Origin of the sequence: Paraburkholderia phenoliruptrix (genome assembly GCF_019511605.1) — a bacterium.
In the GTDB taxonomy this organism is placed as follows: Bacteria; Pseudomonadota; Gammaproteobacteria; order Burkholderiales; family Burkholderiaceae; genus Paraburkholderia; species Paraburkholderia phenoliruptrix_A.
This window is the reverse complement of the sequence record NZ_JAEUAV010000005.1, coordinates 119,278-135,689: the sequence shown is the minus strand read 5'-3', so window position 1 is coordinate 135,689 and position 16,412 is coordinate 119,278. Positions and strand designations below refer to the sequence as shown.

Genomic DNA, 16,412 nt, shown 5'->3' with positions numbered 1-16,412 from the left:
GTGATTGTTGCCGCAACCATGCCGCCCGGTCAACGCGCGCCGTACTTCAAACGCGTCAGTTGTTCGGCCTCATCCGCCAGGAGCCGCGCGGCGTCGCGAATCGCGAATTCAAGCGTGATCGGACCGGGTGCCGGCGAGAAGCAACCGCTGAAATATTCAGCGAGGCGGGGCAATGCCGCGGAGTCCACGGCACCTGAAAGCAGGGTGGCCGGCACACCGGCTGACTGCGCATGACGGCATGCAATGAAGGGCGCTTTGCCATGCAGCGTTTGCACGTCCGACCGACCTTCTCCTGTGATCAGCCAGTTTGCACCCTCGAGCGCCGCGTCGAGACCGACCTCACGCGCGACCGTTTCCGCGCCGGGGTCGAACTGCGCACCGAGCATGTGCAAAGCGAAGCCCAGGCCGCCCGCGGCACCCGCGCCGGGTAGATTGCGAGCCGTGCGGCCGAGCGCCGCTTCGAGAAGATCCGCGTAATGGGCAAGGGCGGCGTCGATCGTCGCGACCTGTTCCGGCTTCACGCCTTTTTGCGGACCGAAGACGGCAGTGGCGCCGTGTTCTCCGGTAAGCGGATTATCCACATCCGACATGCCGACAAACTCTGTGTGGGCCAGCCGCGCGTCGAGGTGCGACGCGTCCACGCGAGCAACGCGAGCGAGTTGTTCGGGCGTGGGCTCGAGTTCGTTGTCTTGCGCATCGAACAGTTTCAGGCCCAGACCTGCGAGCAGGCCGGCGCCGCCATCATTGGTACTGCTGCCGCCGAGCGCGACGAAAAAACGCCGCACGCCCGCGTCGAGGAGCGCGCCGATCGCCTCGCCCATGCCGCGCGTGCTGCGCGACTCCACCGGCACACCCATGCCCACAGGATCCGTGATGCCGACAATCTCGGCAGTTTCCACGACCGCGCTGCCGTCGGCGAGGATGCCGGTGAGCGCTTCGCGCAGCGGGCCGGCTGCACCGCGCACGCTTAGGGTTCGGCGCTCGCCGCCGCGCGTCAGCATGGCCTCGAGCGTGCCTTCGCCGCCGTCGGCCATCGGGCAGATGCGCACCTCGGCGTCGAGGCGCGCGCGCCGCACGCCGGTCGCTATTGCCTGCGCAACCTGTTCGGCGCTCAGCGAGCCTTTGAAAGAATCCGGGGCGATGACGACGACAGGCGTGGACGGCGAATTGGGCATGGTGTCTCTGAGTGGTTGAAGTCGTTGCGGGCAGCGGGCGGGGCGCCTCGCGAAGCTGCGGTTCAAGCCGTAAGCGGTGCAGCCCCGAGCGCGTTCGCTAGCTTAGCAGCATGCTCACACCGACTGAATACGCCGAACGGCATAGTCCGGATCGTCCTGGGACGGGGCGGGCGCGGGGTGGCTGGCAAGGTGGGGCGGTAGCGGGTAGCGGGTAGCGGGTAGCGGGTAGAAGGCAGCAGGCAGCAGGCAGCAGGCAGCAGGCAGCAGGCAGCAGGCAGCAGGCAGCAGGCAGCAGGCAGCAGGCAGCAGGCAGCAGGCAGCAGGCAGCAGGCAGCAGGCAGCAGGCAGCAGGCAGCAGGCAGAAGGCAGAAGGCAGAAGGCAGAAGGCAGAAGGCACCGGGCCAAAGGCGGCACGCCGTACGCAGCGGCCAGCAGCATCAACCAGGCAGCAAGCACCGCGATTCCGCGGGAAACGCAAAACCGTCTCGAAAACGGCCCGCAATCATTGCGCAATGGCCCAAATGCCGATAAAAACGCGCGCCGTCACCGAATCCCGGCTTGCCGCGCAAATAGTTTGCTAAAATATTCGGCTCTTTGGACCCAACCGTGCTGCCGGCGGCCTGCAAGCCCGCGGCGCAGGCGCGCAAAAGCGGCACGGAGAAGATAACTGAATTCGCTCGAATTATTTTAGGACGATTGAAGCCATGGCTAACGTTGTTGAAAACCTCGGCAAGCTCGAACGCCGCGTAACGATTTCCCTGCCGAAGGACGCCGTGCAGAAGGAAGTGGATTCGCGTATCCGTCAACTCGCAAAGAACGTGCGCATGCCGGGTTTCCGCCCGGGCAAGGTGCCGCTCAAGATGGTGACGCAACAGTATTCGGGTCAGGTGGAAGCCGAAGTGCTGAGCGACAAGGTCGGCAAGGAATTCTTCGACATCAGCCGCGCCGAAAACCTGCGCGTCGCAGGCCAGCCGAGCTTCGCGCCGAAGGCCGACGCCGCTGAAGGCGCCTACGCGTTCGACGCCACCTTCGAGGTCTATCCCGAAGTCAAGCTGGGCGACGTCGCCACGGCCGAAATCGAGCGCACCACGACCACCATCAGCGAAGCGGAAATCGACCGCACGCTGGAAATCTTGCGCAAGCAGCGCGTGCATTACCACGCTCGCGGCGAAGCCGGCGAGCACGGCGACGGCGGTGCTGACACGGCAGCGAAAGAAGGCGATCGCGTGTCGGTCGATTTCGTCGGCAAGATCGACGGTGAAGCGTTTCAGGGCGGCAGCGCCGAAGACTTCGCGTTCGTGCTGGGCGAAGGCCGCATGCTGCCGGAGTTCGAAAAGGCGGCCACGGGCCTGAAAGTCGGCGAGTCGAAGGAGTTCGACCTGGCATTCCCGGCCGACTATCACGGCAAGGAAGTGGCAGGCAAGACGGCGCAATTCACGATCACGATGAAGAAGATCGAATGGCCGCATCTGCCCGAAATCGACGCTGACTTTGCGAAGTCGCTCGGCATTGAAGACGGCGACCTGACCAAGATGCGCGCCGAAATCAAGGACAACCTCGAGCGCGAAGCCAAGCGCCGCACGCAATCCATCGTCAAGAACCAGGTGATGGACGCGCTCCTGAAGATCTCGGAGCTGGACGTGCCGAACGCGCTGATCGAACAGGATCAGGAGCGCCTCGTCGCCATGGCTCGTCAGGATCTGGAGCAGCGCGGCGTGCCCAACGCTAAAGATGCGCCGATTCCTGCCGCTATGTTCAAGGAACAGGCCGAGCGTCGCGTCAAGCTGGGTCTGGTGCTGGCCGAGCTCGTGAAGGCAAACAACCTGCAGGCAAAGCCGGAACAGATCCGCGCTGAAGTCGACGAATTCGCGAAAAGCTACGAAGACCCGAAGGAAGTCGTCCGCTGGTATTATTCGAACCAGCAACGCCTTGCTGAAATGGAAGCGTACGTCGTTGAAGCAAACGTCGTCGAATTCGTGCTGAGCAAGGCCAAGGTGACGGACAAGGAAGTGAGCTTCGAAGAGCTGGCAAGCGCAACGGCGCAAGCTTAAGCGTCGCTGCAACGGCGTGCCGGCTGTCGGAGCGACGGCCCGCACGCCGTTTTTTTGTGCTGCGTTTTGTGCTGCCGTACTGTGCGCTTTTTCCGTGCAGGTGTGCGCACTTGAATACGGGCTGGTCGACCACACCTGTCTTGCATCTAATATTTAGAATATTTCCAGACAAGGATCCATTGCATGACCTTTCGCGCCCAAATGCTGGACACGTTGACCTCCCAGTCGTCCCGGGATCTCGAAGCGCAGGCGCTCGGACTGGTGCCGATCGTCGTGGAAACGAGCGGCCGGGGCGAGCGCTCGTATGACATCTACTCGCGCTTGCTGAAGGAACGTATTGTGTTCCTGGTGGGCGAGGTGAACGATCAGACGGCGAATCTGGTTGTCGCGCAAATGCTGTTTCTCGAGAGCGAGAACCCGGACAAGGACATCTACTTCTACATCAACAGCCCGGGCGGTTCGGTGTCGGCCGGCATGGCGATCTACGACACGATGCAGTTCATCAAGCCCGACGTGTCCACGCTGTGCATGGGGCTTGCGGCAAGCATGGGCGCGTTCCTGCTGGCCGCGGGGGCGAAGGGCAAGCGCTTCGCGCTGCCGAACTCGCGCGTGATGATCCACCAGCCGCTTGGCGGCGCGCGTGGTCAGGCGTCGGACATCGAAATTCAGGCGCGCGAAATCCTGTATTTGAAGGAAAGACTGAATCATCTGCTCGCGCACCACACCGGCCAACCGGTCGAGCGGATCGCGCGCGATACCGACCGCGACAACTTCATGTCCGGCGACGACGCTCAGGCCTATGGCCTCGTCGATCAGGTCGCGCACAAGCGGCCCTGACCGGGTACGGGTTTGCGCTAAATCGGGGCAAATCCGGCGGCTGATCGGTTGTGAAATAATCAGGAGTCGTCCGAGCGCCTGCGGCAAACGCCGTCATCTTGCTCAGCCCGGCCGCGCCTAACTGCGTGGCTGGGGCAAACGGCGTATCATGTAATCGAGTGTCCGGAGGCTCACACATCTATGGCGGACAAAAAAGGTTCTAACAGCGAAAAGCTGTTGTATTGCTCGTTTTGCGGCAAGAGCCAGCATGAAGTCAAAAAACTGATTGCCGGCCCGTCGGTGTTCATCTGTGATGAATGTATCGACCTGTGCAACGAAATCATTCGCGACGAAGCAGCAGGCGCGGGCATCGAGGCAGGCTTGTCCAAGTCTGACCTGCCGGGTCCGCAGGAAATCCGTGAAATCCTCGACCAGTATGTGATCGGTCAGGAACGCGCGAAGAAAATTCTCGCGGTTGCGGTGTACAACCACTACAAGCGCCTGAAGCATCTCGACAAGAAGGATGAGGTCGAGCTGTCCAAAAGCAACATCCTGCTGATCGGCCCGACCGGTTCCGGCAAGACCCTGCTCGCGCAAACGCTGGCTCGTCTTCTGAACGTTCCGTTCGTCATTGCGGACGCAACCACGCTGACAGAAGCGGGTTACGTGGGCGAAGATGTCGAGAACATCATCCAGAAGCTGCTGCAGAACTGCAATTACGAAGTGGACAAGGCGCAACGCGGCATTGTCTACATCGACGAAATCGACAAGATCAGCCGCAAGTCGGACAACCCGTCCATTACCCGCGACGTGTCGGGCGAGGGCGTGCAGCAGGCGCTGCTGAAGCTGGTTGAAGGCACGATGGCGTCGGTGCCGCCCCAAGGCGGCCGCAAGCACCCTAATCAGGACTTCATCCAGGTCGACACCACGAACATTCTGTTCATTTGCGGTGGCGCGTTCGACGGACTGGAGAAAGTCATCGTCGATCGTACGGAAAAGACCGGCATTGGCTTTGGCGCGAGCGTGAAGAGCAAGCAGGACCGCGACGCCGGCGAGGTGCTGCGCGAAGTGGAACCGGAAGACCTGATCAAGTTCGGCCTGATTCCTGAACTGATCGGCCGTCTGCCGGTCGTGGCTACGCTCGGCAAGCTCGACGAAGCGGCGTTGATGAAGATTCTCGTCGAGCCGAAGAATGCGCTCGTGAAGCAATACCACAAGCTCTTCAACATGGAACGCGTCGAGCTCGAAATTCGCCCGGCAGCGTTGCAGGCCGTGGCGCGCAAGGCGATCCGTCGCAAGACGGGGGCACGCGGGCTGCGCTCCATCCTGGAACAGGCATTGCTTGACGTGATGTACGACCTGCCGCAAATGAAAGGTGTCAGCAAGGTCATCATTGACGATAATGTGATCGACGGCGACGGCAAACCCTTGTTGATCTATGAAGACGCGCCCAAAGTCGCGGGTTCTAACTGATCGGCTTGTGGATACTGCAAAAAGCCGTTCATGGCGACGTGAACGGCTTTTTCGTTTATCGTGTGGTCAGAACGGTTGTTTTCACAATGGAGTCACTGAACCTTCGGAGTCACTGAACTTTTCCCACACGCGGAGGCTTGCAATATTTTCTGCTGGCCTCACCTATCGAACGAACTGATTCCACTCATGGGGAAATGAAATGTCAGGAACCCAACTCCTCCCGCAGGAACGTATTACGCTGCCGCTGCTCCCGCTGCGCGACGTAGTCGTCTTCCCGCACATGGTGATTCCGCTCTTCGTAGGCCGCCCGAAGTCGATCAAGGCTCTCGAAGCAGCGATGGAAGGCGGCAAGCACATCATGCTCGTCGCCCAAAAAACGGCTGCGAAAGATGAGCCGACCGAAAAGGACATGTACGAAGTAGGGTGTGTTGCCAACATCCTGCAAATGTTGAAGCTGCCCGACGGCACAGTGAAGGTGCTCGTCGAGGGTCTGCAGCGCGCAAAGACGCTTTCCATCGAAGAACAGGAAACGCAGTTTTCGTGCGAAGTCATGCCGCTCGAACCCGACCACGCCGACAGCGCTGAAACCGAAGCGCTGCGCCGCGCGATCGTGTCGCAGTTCGACCAGTATGTGAAGCTGAACAAGAAGATCCCGCCGGAGATTCTCACCTCGCTGTCGGGTATCGACGAAGCCGGGCGTCTGGCCGACACGATCGCCGCCCATCTGCCGCTCAAGCTCGACCAGAAGCAGCATATTCTGGAAATGTTCCCGGTCATCGAGCGTCTCGAGCATCTGCTCGCGCAACTCGAAGCCGAGATCGACATCCTGCAGGTCGAAAAGCGCATCCGTGGGCGTGTGAAGCGCCAGATGGAGAAGAGCCAGCGCGAGTACTACCTGAACGAGCAGGTCAAGGCGATCCAGAAGGAACTGGGCGAGGGCGAAGAAGGTGCGGATCTCGAAGAACTCGAGAAGCGCATTACCGCCGCGCGCATGCCGAAGGAAGCCAGGAAGAAGGCCGACGCCGAGCTGAAAAAGCTCAAGCTGATGTCGCCGATGTCGGCTGAAGCGACGGTTGTGCGCAACTACATCGACACACTAATCGGCCTGCCGTGGCGCAAGAAGAGCAAGGTCAACAACGACCTCTCGAATGCGGAGCGCGTGCTGGACGAAGACCACTTCGGTCTCGAAAAGGTGAAGGAACGCATTCTCGAGTATCTCGCGGTCCAGCAGCGTGTCGACAAGGTGAAGGCGCCGATCCTGTGCCTGGTCGGGCCTCCGGGCGTTGGTAAGACGTCGCTCGGCCAGTCGATTGCTCGCGCAACGAACCGCAAGTTCGTGCGTATGGCGCTCGGCGGCGTGCGTGACGAAGCCGAGATTCGCGGTCACCGTCGTACGTACATCGGTTCGATGCCCGGCAAGATTCTGCAGAGCCTGACCAAGGTCGGCGTGCGCAATCCGCTCTTCCTGCTCGACGAAGTCGACAAGATGGGTCAGGATTTCCGCGGCGATCCGTCGTCGGCATTGCTGGAAGTGCTTGATCCGGAACAGAACCATACGTTCGCCGATCACTACGTCGAAGTGGACTTCGATCTGTCGGACGTGATGTTCGTGGCGACGTCGAACTCGCTGAACATTCCACCGCCGCTGCTCGACCGGATGGAAGTGATCCGTCTGTCGGGTTACACGGAAGACGAAAAGGTCAGCATCGCGCAACGTTACCTGCTGCCGAAGCAGAAGAAGAACAACGGCCTCAAGGATGGCGAGGTCGATGTGACGGAAACGGCGATCCGCGACATCATTCGCTACTACACGCGTGAAGCGGGCGTGCGTTCGCTCGAGCGTGAAGTGTCGAAGATCTGCCGCAAGGTCGTGAAGATGCTTCTGCTGAAGAAGGCCGAAGGCGCGGTGAAGGTGGACGGCAGCAATCTCGATACGTTCCTCGGCGTGCGCAAGTACGACTTCGGTCTCGCCGCGAAGGAAAATCAGGTTGGCCAGGTCACGGGTCTTGCGTGGACGGAAGTGGGCGGCGATCTGCTGACCATTGAAGCCGCCGTGATGCCGGGCAAGGGCAACGTGATCCGTACGGGTTCGCTCGGCGACGTGATGAAGGAATCGGTCGAGGCAGCACGCTCGGTGGTCCGCTCGCGTTCGCGTCGTCTGGGCGTCAAGGACGAAGCGTTCGAGAAGCAGGACATTCACATTCACGTGCCGGAAGGCGCCACGCCGAAGGACGGTCCTTCGGCCGGTATCGCGATGACCACGGCGCTGGTGTCGGTGCTCACCGGTATTCCGGTACGTGCCGACGTTGCGATGACGGGCGAAATCACGTTGCGCGGCGAAGTGCTGCCGATCGGCGGTCTGAAGGAGAAGCTGCTCGCAGCGCACCGCGGTGGCATCAAGCTCGTGCTGATCCCGGAAGAAAACGTCAAGGACTTGACGGAGATTCCGGACAACGTGAAGAACGCGATCGAAATCGTGCCGGTCCGCTGGATCGACAAGGTGCTCGAACTGGCACTCGAGCGTGTGCCCGAGGCGTTGCCGGAAGAAGAAGCCAAGCCGGCGTCGCCGGTGGCTGGCGAGGCCGGCAAAGACTCAGGTGCGACAGATGTCGTGAAGCACTGAGCCTTCGGTCCTGACAGTATCCTTGCTGCACAAGAACCCGCGGTTTAATCACCGCGGGTTTTTTATTGCATTTCATCTGGGCGCGAAAACAATTACACGGAGCGCGTTTCGCGCGTAACGACGTGCCGTGGGTGAAATTGTTGTGCGCGCATCCAACGCCGCAGCAGCCGGCGATCAACATCCGGCGAAAATCCCTTGAAATCAGGCTCAACCCCTGTTGACACCGCGCTTTCGGCCAATTCTAATGACTCGGCCCGGCATAGCCGCCGGCCACATGATGTCAGGCGCACACGCGCCATTTCGGTTCTAAAACATTCTCGGGGGTAGGGATGAACAAGACGGAATTGATCGACCACATCGCACAGCAGGCGGAAATCTCAAAGGCCGCGGCTGGCCGCGCGCTGGAGGCTGTCATCGGCGGTGTAAAGGGCACCTTGAAAAAAGGCGGCTCCGTGACGTTGGTCGGCTTCGGCACGTTTGCGGTGGGCAAGCGTACCGCTCGCACCGGGCGCAATCCGCGCACGGGCGATGCAATCAAGATCAAGGCAGCCAAGGTTCCTAAATTTAGGCCTGGCAAAGCGCTGAAGGATGCGTTAAACTAACGGGCTTGCTGCTTCACGAAAGTTGCTTGCTTCGGCAGGCGGCCAGACGGAAGGCAAAGAGTCCAGTTTGCGGAACGGGTGCTTAGCTCAGTTGGTAGAGCGGCGCCCTTACAAGGCGTAGGTCGGGAGTTCGAGCCTCTCAGCACCCACCATTCGTTCTGCATTGACTCGTAAGGCAGCCTGACCGGGCCGTTGCAGTGACCAGAAACCCGCATAGCTATTCGCTCTGCGGGTTTTTTGTTGGCTGGAACGCTTCACGCCACAAGAAGCGCGAGTCGGGCAGTCCCTGCGTGAACCCATGCCGTGTCTTGGGTCCTTGCGCGACAGCTGTCCACACACGCGCGAAGCAGAGCGACCCTCGCCCTTTGAGACTTTTCCATCAACGGAAAAGACATTCCCTTAGTTCCCGTCTTATCAAAAGTCTTCGGCAGTCCGACACTCCTCTCCACGCAATTCGTTTTCTTTCACCGCGAACTTGGGAGCAAGGAGCATGAACAACGTCACGAAACAACAGTTCAAGCGCGTCTGGTTCATTACGGGCGCTTCACGTGGTTTGGGCGCGCTGATCGCCAAGGCCGCAATCGACGATGGCAACGCTGTCGTCGCCACGGGTCGCAACGCCGCCACGATCGTCGAGCGTCTCGGAGAGTCGCCCGCCGTGCTGGCCGTTACGCTCGATGTAACTGACGAGGCGCAAGCCAAGGCGGCCGTTCAGGCCGCCGTCGAGAGGTTCGGGGGCATCGATGTGCTGGTCAACAACGCGGGCTTCGGACTGCTTGCTGCAGTCGAGGAATCGAGCGATGCAGACGTACGCCGCATCTACGAAACCAACGTCTTCGGCTTGCTGAACGTGACCCGCGCGGTGCTGCCGGTGATGCGCAAACAGCGCTCGGGTCATGTGATCAACACGTCATCGATTGTCGGATATCAGGCTGCGGCAGGAGTCGGCGTGTACAGCTCGACGAAGTTCGCCGTGGAAGGCATCACGGAAGCTCTGCACGCGGAACTCAAACCGTTGGGCATCCACGCGACCATGATCGAGCCGGGCTTCTTCCGCACTGACTTTCTTGACACGTCCTCGCTTGTGGTGGGGAAGGACATTATCGACGACTACGAAGCGACGTCAGGCAAGCTGCGTCACCTCGCACGCGAGATCAACCACAATCAGCCGGGCGATCCGGTGAAACTTGCGGCCGCGCTGATCAAGGTGGTCGACAGCGAAACGCCGCCACTGCGTTTGCCGCTCGGCACCGACACCCTCAAGGCGATTGCGGAAAAGAACGCGTATGTGACGACGGAAACGCAAACGTGGAAGGCGCTGTCCGCATCCACCGATTTTCCGGCTTGAAAAAGCACGGCAACCCGGCTACGGACTCGACAGGACGAGCGGCATGCGGGCTGGAACGCGACGGCGATTCGCGCCGCGCAACCAGGCATAACCAGCCGGTTCGACGTTCAGGAGCAATGAGTCGGGCCGTGCTCTGGTCATGCAGCAAGCCCGACAGAGCCGGGGCTATCGGTAAGCATGCAAAGAAGCGGGAGACGCGCGGCAACGGCGCTTCAGCCGGAGCGCCCCTTCGCGTTGAGGAACAGGCGAATCCAGAGACACGGTGCCCCTACGCGTACCCGGCGTGAGCAGAGGTTGCTGCGTATCATCGCAGGGGTAACCAGAGCGGGCCCTGCCACGCTCTGAGCGCGTCGAGAAACGCTCTCAGCCTGGAGGGCATGAAGCGCCGGGTCGGGTAGACCGCATGCACGAAAATTTCCGGTGACGACCATTCCGGCAGCACCCGGACCAACTCTCCGCTTGCAATACGCGGATCGCAATAGCTCGACGGAAGCAGCGCGATGCCGTGCCCGCGAAGCGCAAACGCGCTGACGACGTGGAAGTCGCGCGCGGCGACGGGCCCCGTCACATGCACCTTCACTGATTTTCGGCCGTTGACCAGGTGCCATTCCGACTCGTTGTTTCGAGCGTTGATCAGCACGCACGGATGCTGGCTAAGTTCGTCGGGTTGCGAGGGTAGCGGCTGGGTCCGCGCATATTCGGCAGATACGACAAGCTGCCGGACACTCCGTCCCACGCGTTGCGCGATGAGGCTCGAATCCCGCAACTCACCGAAGCGGATCGCAACATCGACGTTCTCCGCGATCAGGTCGAGGAACGCGTTCGTGAAGTAGAGATCGACGTGAATCTGCGGATAGTCCTTCAAAAACGCCGACAGGAATGCGTAAAACGGCTCCTGCTCGAGCATCACAGGCCCGGAGATGCGTAGCAGACCCTCCGGCTTTTTTTGCGTCTGGGTGATCACGCGCTCAGCGTCGTACAGGTGACTCAGCGGCTCGCTGCACTGATCGAAATACGCTCTTCCCTGCGCAGTGAGGCTGAGCTTGCGCGTGGTGCGCTGCAAAAGCGTCACGCCGAGTCGTTCTTCGAGCGCGCTCACTTTGCGGCTCACCGTGGAGACCGGCATGCCCAGCGCATGCGCCGCCCGGCTGAAGCTTTCCAATTGCGCCACGCGGACAAAGACGGCGATGTCGTTCAGGTCGGCCACGTCAGTCATGTTCAACTCGTGGGATATTTTTGCGTATGTGGAAGAGACATTCCATATATTCCAGTCTAATCAAAAGTCGCGTTGCGAGCGAGACTTCTCTCACGCAGTCCAACAACTCCTCGGAGAGAAATCATGGCAAACAAAGTCGTCGTCATTACCGGTGCTTCCAGTGGGATTGGTGAAGCTACTGCTCAACTTCTTGCCTCGAAAGGCGCCACCGTTGCTCTCGCAGCGCGCAGGCTCGACAAGCTGCAGCGTGTTGCCGCAGAGATTCTCGCGAAGGGCGGCAAGGTGTCGGTCCACCAGGTGGACGTGACCGATCAGGCCCAGGTCAACCGGCTGGTAGACGAGGTCGTGTCGCAACACGGCCGCCTCGACGTGATGGTCAACAACGCGGGCCTCATGGCCATTGCACCGCTATCGCTGCGCAAGACGGACGAATGGGACCGCATGATCGACATCAACATCAAGGGCCTGCTGTATGGCGTTGCAGCCGCGTTGCCGGTGTTTGAAAAACAGCAGTCCGGGCACTTCGTGAACATCGCGTCAGTGGTTGGCCTGAAGGTCTTCAGTCCGGGAGGCACAGTCTATTCGGGCACCAAGTTCGCGGTGCGCGCGATCTCCGAAGGCCTGCGTCACGAGGTGGGCGGCAACATCCGCACGACCGTGATCTCGCCGGGAGCGATCGACACCGAACTGAAGTTCGGCTCGGGCCACGAGGACAGCCGCAACTTCGTCGTCGACTTCTACAAGATGGCCATTCCCGCCGAGGCTATTGCACAGGCGATTGCCTACGCGATCGATCAGCCTCGCACGGTGGACGTCAACGAGATCGTGATCCGTCCAACTGTTCAGGATTTCTGACTATCAGGGCTGCCGCTGGCAGGCTGGCGGGCCGTTATGTCTTTGATGCAACTGCTCGTCAGCCGCCGCGAATGCCAATCCGGACCCGTATGACTTCAACGAGGACATCATCATGCCTGCCGCAGTGTTTTCTCTAGCGTTCGCCGCGTTCGCGATCGGAACGACAGAATTCGTCATCGTCGGCTTGTTGCCGGACATTGGAAGAGCGTTCGGCATCTCCGTGTCGACGGCCGGACTTCTGGTCAGTTTCTACGCGCTCGCCATTACGATCGGCACGCCGCTGATTTCCGCGGTGACCGCGCGGTTGCCTCGCAGGGCGTTGCTTCTTGCGCTCATGACATTCTTCACGCTGTGTAACCTGGCGGCGGGACTCTCGGATGCGTTCGGGGCGCTCCTCGCGATCCGCATCGCGATGGCCGTCGCTCACGGTGTCTTCTTCGGCTTGGGGACGACCGTCGCCATGTCGCTGGTGCCGGCGCAGAAGTCGGGCAGGGCGGTCGCCATCATGGTAAGCGGCCTGACCGTGGCGATGGTCACCGGCGTGCCTGGCGGCACATGGCTCGGCGATCTGATGAGCTGGCGGCTACCGTTTCTGGTGGTGGCGGCAATGGGCGCGGTTGCAACCGTGGGACTTTGGCGGCTGCTGCCTTCGCTTTCGTCGCAACGCGGTTCAGGCAGCATCCTCTCGCAGCTTTCCTTGCTGAGGAGCAGCGCGCTGATGCCGCTTTACGCGATGGCTGCACTCGGCATGGGCGCTACGTTTGCCGTCTTCACCTATTTGTCTGCTCTGCTGACAAACGTTACCGGCATGACAAGTGAAGGCGTGACGCTGGGTTTGATGATCTTCGGTTTGGGTTCGGTCGCGGGGACCATTGGCGGCGGGCGTCTTGCGGATCGTTATGGGCCGAAGATCAGCATGAACATCGCCCTGAGCGGGCTCGCCCTGTCGGTGGCCGCTCTATGGGGCAGCGCGCATCAGCCGGTTCTGGTCATGATCAACCTGTTTGTGTGGGGCGCGTTCGCCTTCGCCGTTCCTCCCATCATGCAGGCGACCGTTGTTCTGGTCGCACAGCGCGTGGCGCCCCAAGCCGTCGGTACTGCAGCCGGGCTCAACGTGGCGGCGTTCAATCTGGGAATCTCGGGCGGCTCGTTCGTCGGCGGGCTGGCTCTGGCAGGCGGGAGCGTCGTTACGACGGTCTACGTGGGCGTGGCGTTGGCGCTCGTGGGGCTTGCCGTTGTCGCGACGTACCGCTGGTCCGGGCGCCGTTCGGTGAGGATTACGCGCAGCACTGTCGCCGAGTGTGGGACCTGAGCCCTTTTTACTGCGAGCGGCAGGCCGGGAGGCAAAAGTTGCGGACACGCGCGCGTATCAGCTACAATTGCTGTTCGCCGTGTGTTTTATAGCAGCCGCGGTGTGTAGTAAAAGCAGTGAAAGCAGTGAGCAGTACATGCAACGCAGCACAAGGAGTGGTAGTTCAGTCGGTTAGAATACCGGCCTGTCACGCCGGGGGTCGCGGGTTCGAGTCCCGTCCACTCCGCCAGTATCCTCGAAAGGCGAACTCCGGTTCGCCTTTTTTATTGCCCGCTGTTGTAAGATCGGGCGTTCTGTTTTTGGCACTTACGCATGCTCGATTTTTTCCGCAATCACAAACGCCTGATGATGTTCATGCTCATCCTCGTCATTGTGCCGGGGCTGGGTTTCGTGGGAATTCAGGGCTTTCGCGGCTTCTTTGACGAAAGCGCAAACGTCGCGAGCGTCAACGGTCACAAGATCACGCGGGTAGAGTACGACAACGCGATGCGTCAGCAGCTTGACCGCGCCCGTCAGATGCTCGGCGCACAGTTCGACATCAAGGCGTTCGACACGCCCGAGCGCCGCAGCCAGATGCTCGACGGCCTGATCGAACAGCGCGTGCTGGCCGATGAAACGCAGCGCCTGCACCTGACCGCGTCCGACGACGCGGTGCGTCGCGTGCTGCTGAACGATCCGGTCATCTCGTCGCTGAAAAAGCCGGACGGCTCGATCGACGTCGAACGCTACAAGCAACTTCTCGCCATGCAGGGCATGACGCCCGACCAGTATGACGAGCGCGTGCGCTACAGCATCGCCACTCAGGAATTGCCGGCCAGCATACAGGGCAGCGCCTTCACGTCGAAAACGCTCGCCCAGCATCTGACCGAACTCGCCGAGCAGCAGCGTGAAGTGCAAGGCATTGCCTTTCATCCGCGCGATTATGCCGCCAAAATTCAGCCGACCGACGCGCAGTTGCAGGCGTATTACGACGCGCATCGCAACGACTTCGCGACGCCGGCCACGGCCACGATCCAGTATCTGGTCATGTCGCCGGCCACGCTCGCGGCGTCCGTGCAGCCGAGCGAGGCGGACCTGAAAAAATACTACGACGAGAACATCGCACACTACCGGACCGAAGGCCAGGTCCGCGCGAGCCACATTCTGATCGCCGCGCCCAAAGACGCGAGCGCGGCCGACAAGGCCAAGGCGAAGCAGAAGGCCGAAGAGTTGCTCGCACAGATCAAGGCGCATCCTGATCAGTTTGCTCAGATCGCGCAACAGAACTCGCAGGACCCCGGCTCGGCTTCGAAGGGCGGCGACCTCGGCTACTTTGGGCGCGGCATGATCGCGGGCGGCCAGGCATTCGACGACGCCGTGTTCGCGCTCAAGAAAGACGAAGTGAGCGGCATCGTCCAAACGGACTTTGGTTATCACATCATCAAGGCGACTGACGTCAAGCCGGCCGTCACCCGTCCGTTTGACGAAGTGAAGGACCAGATTGCCCGCGATTTGAAGACGCAACTGGCAAGCAAGGCATTTAGCGACGACTCCGAAGGCTTCACGTCCATCGTCTACGAGAAGGCAAAGAGCCTGCAGCCAGCTGCCGACAAGTACAAGCTGCAAGTGCAGACGGCCACAGTCACGCCGCAGCCCGACCCGAAGCTGCCGCCCGACAGCCCGCTGAACAACGCGAAGTTCCTCGCCGCTGTGTTCGCCAACGACTCGGTCAATGCACGCAACAACACGCAGGCAATCGACGTGGGCAGCAACACGCTGATCGCTGCGCGCGTCACTGATTACAAGGCTGCGGCGGTGCCGGCGCTCGACGCTATCAAAGATGCCGTGCGCGAGAAAGTGATCGCCGCGCAGTCGAACGAAGCCGCGCATAAAGACGGCATCGCGAAGCTGGCCGAGTTCGAGAAGTCGAAGGCGACTACCGGCTTCTCGTCGCCGCTGAAGGTCTCGCGTAACGATGCGCAGGGCGTGCCGGCCGCTGCATTGAGCGCGATCTACAAGGCCGATGCGCAGAAGTTGCCCGCGTATGTAGGCGTGGATCTGGGCGACGCCGGCTACGCGATCTACCGCGTCAATGCGGTGGTGGCGGGCGGGCCGGTCGATCCGCAGCGGCTCGCCGCGGCCCAGCAGCAGATCGCGCAAGTGCAATCGCAGTCGGAAACGCAAGCATATATCGACGCGCTGCGCGCCCGTTCGAAGGTCAAGCTGTATGGATCCCTCGAGAGCGGCGCGAATGCGCAGGAAGGCGGCGAGTAAGCTGCACGGCGGCAGAGCGGTTAATGGCGCAGCTTGCTGTTCGGCTGGTCGCGCAGTCAAGCGCTTGCGGTGAGCGATGCAGTCCAGGCTCAGCAGCCACGTAGTCAACGCTCAGTTTTAGGTAGTCAACGCTCTGTTAGCCACGCACCGCGCAGTCCACGGCCGCTTGACCGCTCAGCTGCGCGACGCCGGTCTGCCAGCCTGGCGCCGCGAGATTGGCCAAGCGCGCACTGCGCATCAACGAAAAAGCCCCGCAAATGCGGGGCTTTTCATTTTGGAGGCTCGTCGTCCTCCAGACCGGACGCTCATCGAACTGGCATCGATCAGCGTCACACGATTACAGGCACGAACTGATCGCGCTGGTGGCGTCGCTACCGGCTGCGCCGTTGGCCCGGAAGCCGACCCACGAGCCCTTGCCAGAGTACGCCGGACGCACCACGGCGGCCGCACCGTTCGGCGGCTGCTGGCCGGGCACATACACGTCGACGGCCTGATCGTTAGCCAGCGTGTCTTGCGACACGACCTGCTTTTGCGAGCTGTCTGCCCATTTTTGCGCGATGCACGAGGCCACGGCCTTCGGCGGTTGCTGGCTCTGTCCGACGGATTGGACGCCAGCCGGCGGTTGAGCGGCGCAGGCAGAAATTGCCACGGTCAAAGCGATTAACGGTAGGTATTTCACGTTATCTCC

Annotated in this window: 12 protein-coding genes and 2 tRNA genes; 11 read left to right on the top strand and 3 right to left on the bottom strand. The window is 61.2% G+C overall.

All coding sequences use genetic code 11. From position 1 onward, the window contains the following. Positions 1–29 precede the first annotated feature (29 nt). Entirely contained in the window at positions 30–1,175 is a 1,146-nt protein-coding gene (locus JNB89_RS09710) for a glycerate kinase (protein WP_220362051.1), read from the bottom strand. A 704-nt stretch (positions 1,176–1,879) separates the two neighbouring features. Here JNB89_RS09710 and tig point away from each other — a divergent pair. The 7 genes from tig to JNB89_RS09675 all read left to right on the top strand — a co-directional run bounded on the left by tig (position 1,880) and on the right by JNB89_RS09675 (position 10,088). Continuing rightward, positions 1,880–3,226, top strand: a complete 1,347-nt coding sequence (gene tig / locus JNB89_RS09705) for a trigger factor (RefSeq protein ID WP_013339178.1) — start codon at positions 1,880–1,882, stop codon at positions 3,224–3,226. Between the two features lie 183 nt (positions 3,227–3,409). Continuing rightward, the gene (gene clpP / locus JNB89_RS09700; protein WP_006048927.1) at positions 3,410–4,063 is read left to right on the top strand and encodes an ATP-dependent Clp endopeptidase proteolytic subunit ClpP; all 654 of its coding nucleotides are present in this window, start codon (positions 3,410–3,412) and stop codon (positions 4,061–4,063) included. A 180-nt stretch (positions 4,064–4,243) separates the two neighbouring features. Further along, entirely contained in the window at positions 4,244–5,515 is a 1,272-nt protein-coding gene (gene clpX / locus JNB89_RS09695; protein ID WP_220362050.1) for an ATP-dependent Clp protease ATP-binding subunit ClpX, read from the top strand. A gap of 199 nt (positions 5,516–5,714) precedes the next feature. Further along, positions 5,715–8,138, top strand: coding sequence for an endopeptidase La (gene lon, locus JNB89_RS09690; protein ID WP_013339180.1), 2,424 nt, complete (start codon positions 5,715–5,717; stop codon positions 8,136–8,138). Positions 8,139–8,467: 329 nt separating this feature from the next. Continuing rightward, positions 8,468–8,740, top strand: coding sequence for an HU family DNA-binding protein (locus JNB89_RS09685; protein ID WP_013339181.1), 273 nt, complete (start codon positions 8,468–8,470; stop codon positions 8,738–8,740). A gap of 76 nt (positions 8,741–8,816) precedes the next feature. Further along, positions 8,817–8,892 (top strand) — tRNA-Val (locus JNB89_RS09680). Positions 8,893–9,230: 338 nt separating this feature from the next. Continuing rightward, complete coding sequence (locus JNB89_RS09675) at positions 9,231–10,088, top strand: oxidoreductase (protein ID WP_220362049.1); 858 nt, start codon at positions 9,231–9,233, stop codon at positions 10,086–10,088. A gap of 304 nt (positions 10,089–10,392) precedes the next feature. Here JNB89_RS09675 and JNB89_RS09670 read toward each other — a convergent pair whose 3' ends face one another. After that, complete coding sequence (locus JNB89_RS09670) at positions 10,393–11,304, bottom strand: LysR family transcriptional regulator (protein ID WP_220362048.1); 912 nt, start codon at positions 11,302–11,304, stop codon at positions 10,393–10,395. A 123-nt stretch (positions 11,305–11,427) separates the two neighbouring features. Between JNB89_RS09670 and JNB89_RS09665 the strand changes: the two genes are divergently transcribed. The 4 genes from JNB89_RS09665 (at position 11,428) to JNB89_RS09650 (ending at position 15,724) form a co-directional block, all read left to right on the top strand. Further along, positions 11,428–12,159 (top strand): SDR family oxidoreductase, encoded by a 732-nt coding sequence (locus JNB89_RS09665; protein ID WP_013339198.1) that lies wholly within the window; start codon positions 11,428–11,430, stop codon positions 12,157–12,159. Between the two features lie 112 nt (positions 12,160–12,271). Continuing rightward, positions 12,272–13,471 (top strand): MFS transporter, encoded by a 1,200-nt coding sequence (locus JNB89_RS09660; protein ID WP_220362047.1) that lies wholly within the window; start codon positions 12,272–12,274, stop codon positions 13,469–13,471. A gap of 152 nt (positions 13,472–13,623) precedes the next feature. Then, positions 13,624–13,700, top strand: a tRNA-Asp gene (locus JNB89_RS09655). Positions 13,701–13,783: 83 nt separating this feature from the next. Continuing rightward, positions 13,784–15,724 (top strand): SurA N-terminal domain-containing protein, encoded by a 1,941-nt coding sequence (locus JNB89_RS09650; RefSeq protein ID WP_220362046.1) that lies wholly within the window; start codon positions 13,784–13,786, stop codon positions 15,722–15,724. Between the two features lie 337 nt (positions 15,725–16,061). On the opposite strand, the gene JNB89_RS09645 is transcribed toward JNB89_RS09650, so the two are convergent. After that, positions 16,062–16,403 carry a hypothetical protein gene (locus JNB89_RS09645; RefSeq protein ID WP_013339201.1) on the bottom strand — a complete coding sequence of 114 codons (342 nt, stop codon included), beginning with the start codon at positions 16,401–16,403 and terminating at the stop codon, positions 16,062–16,064. Between the last annotated feature and the right edge of the window lie 9 nt (positions 16,404–16,412).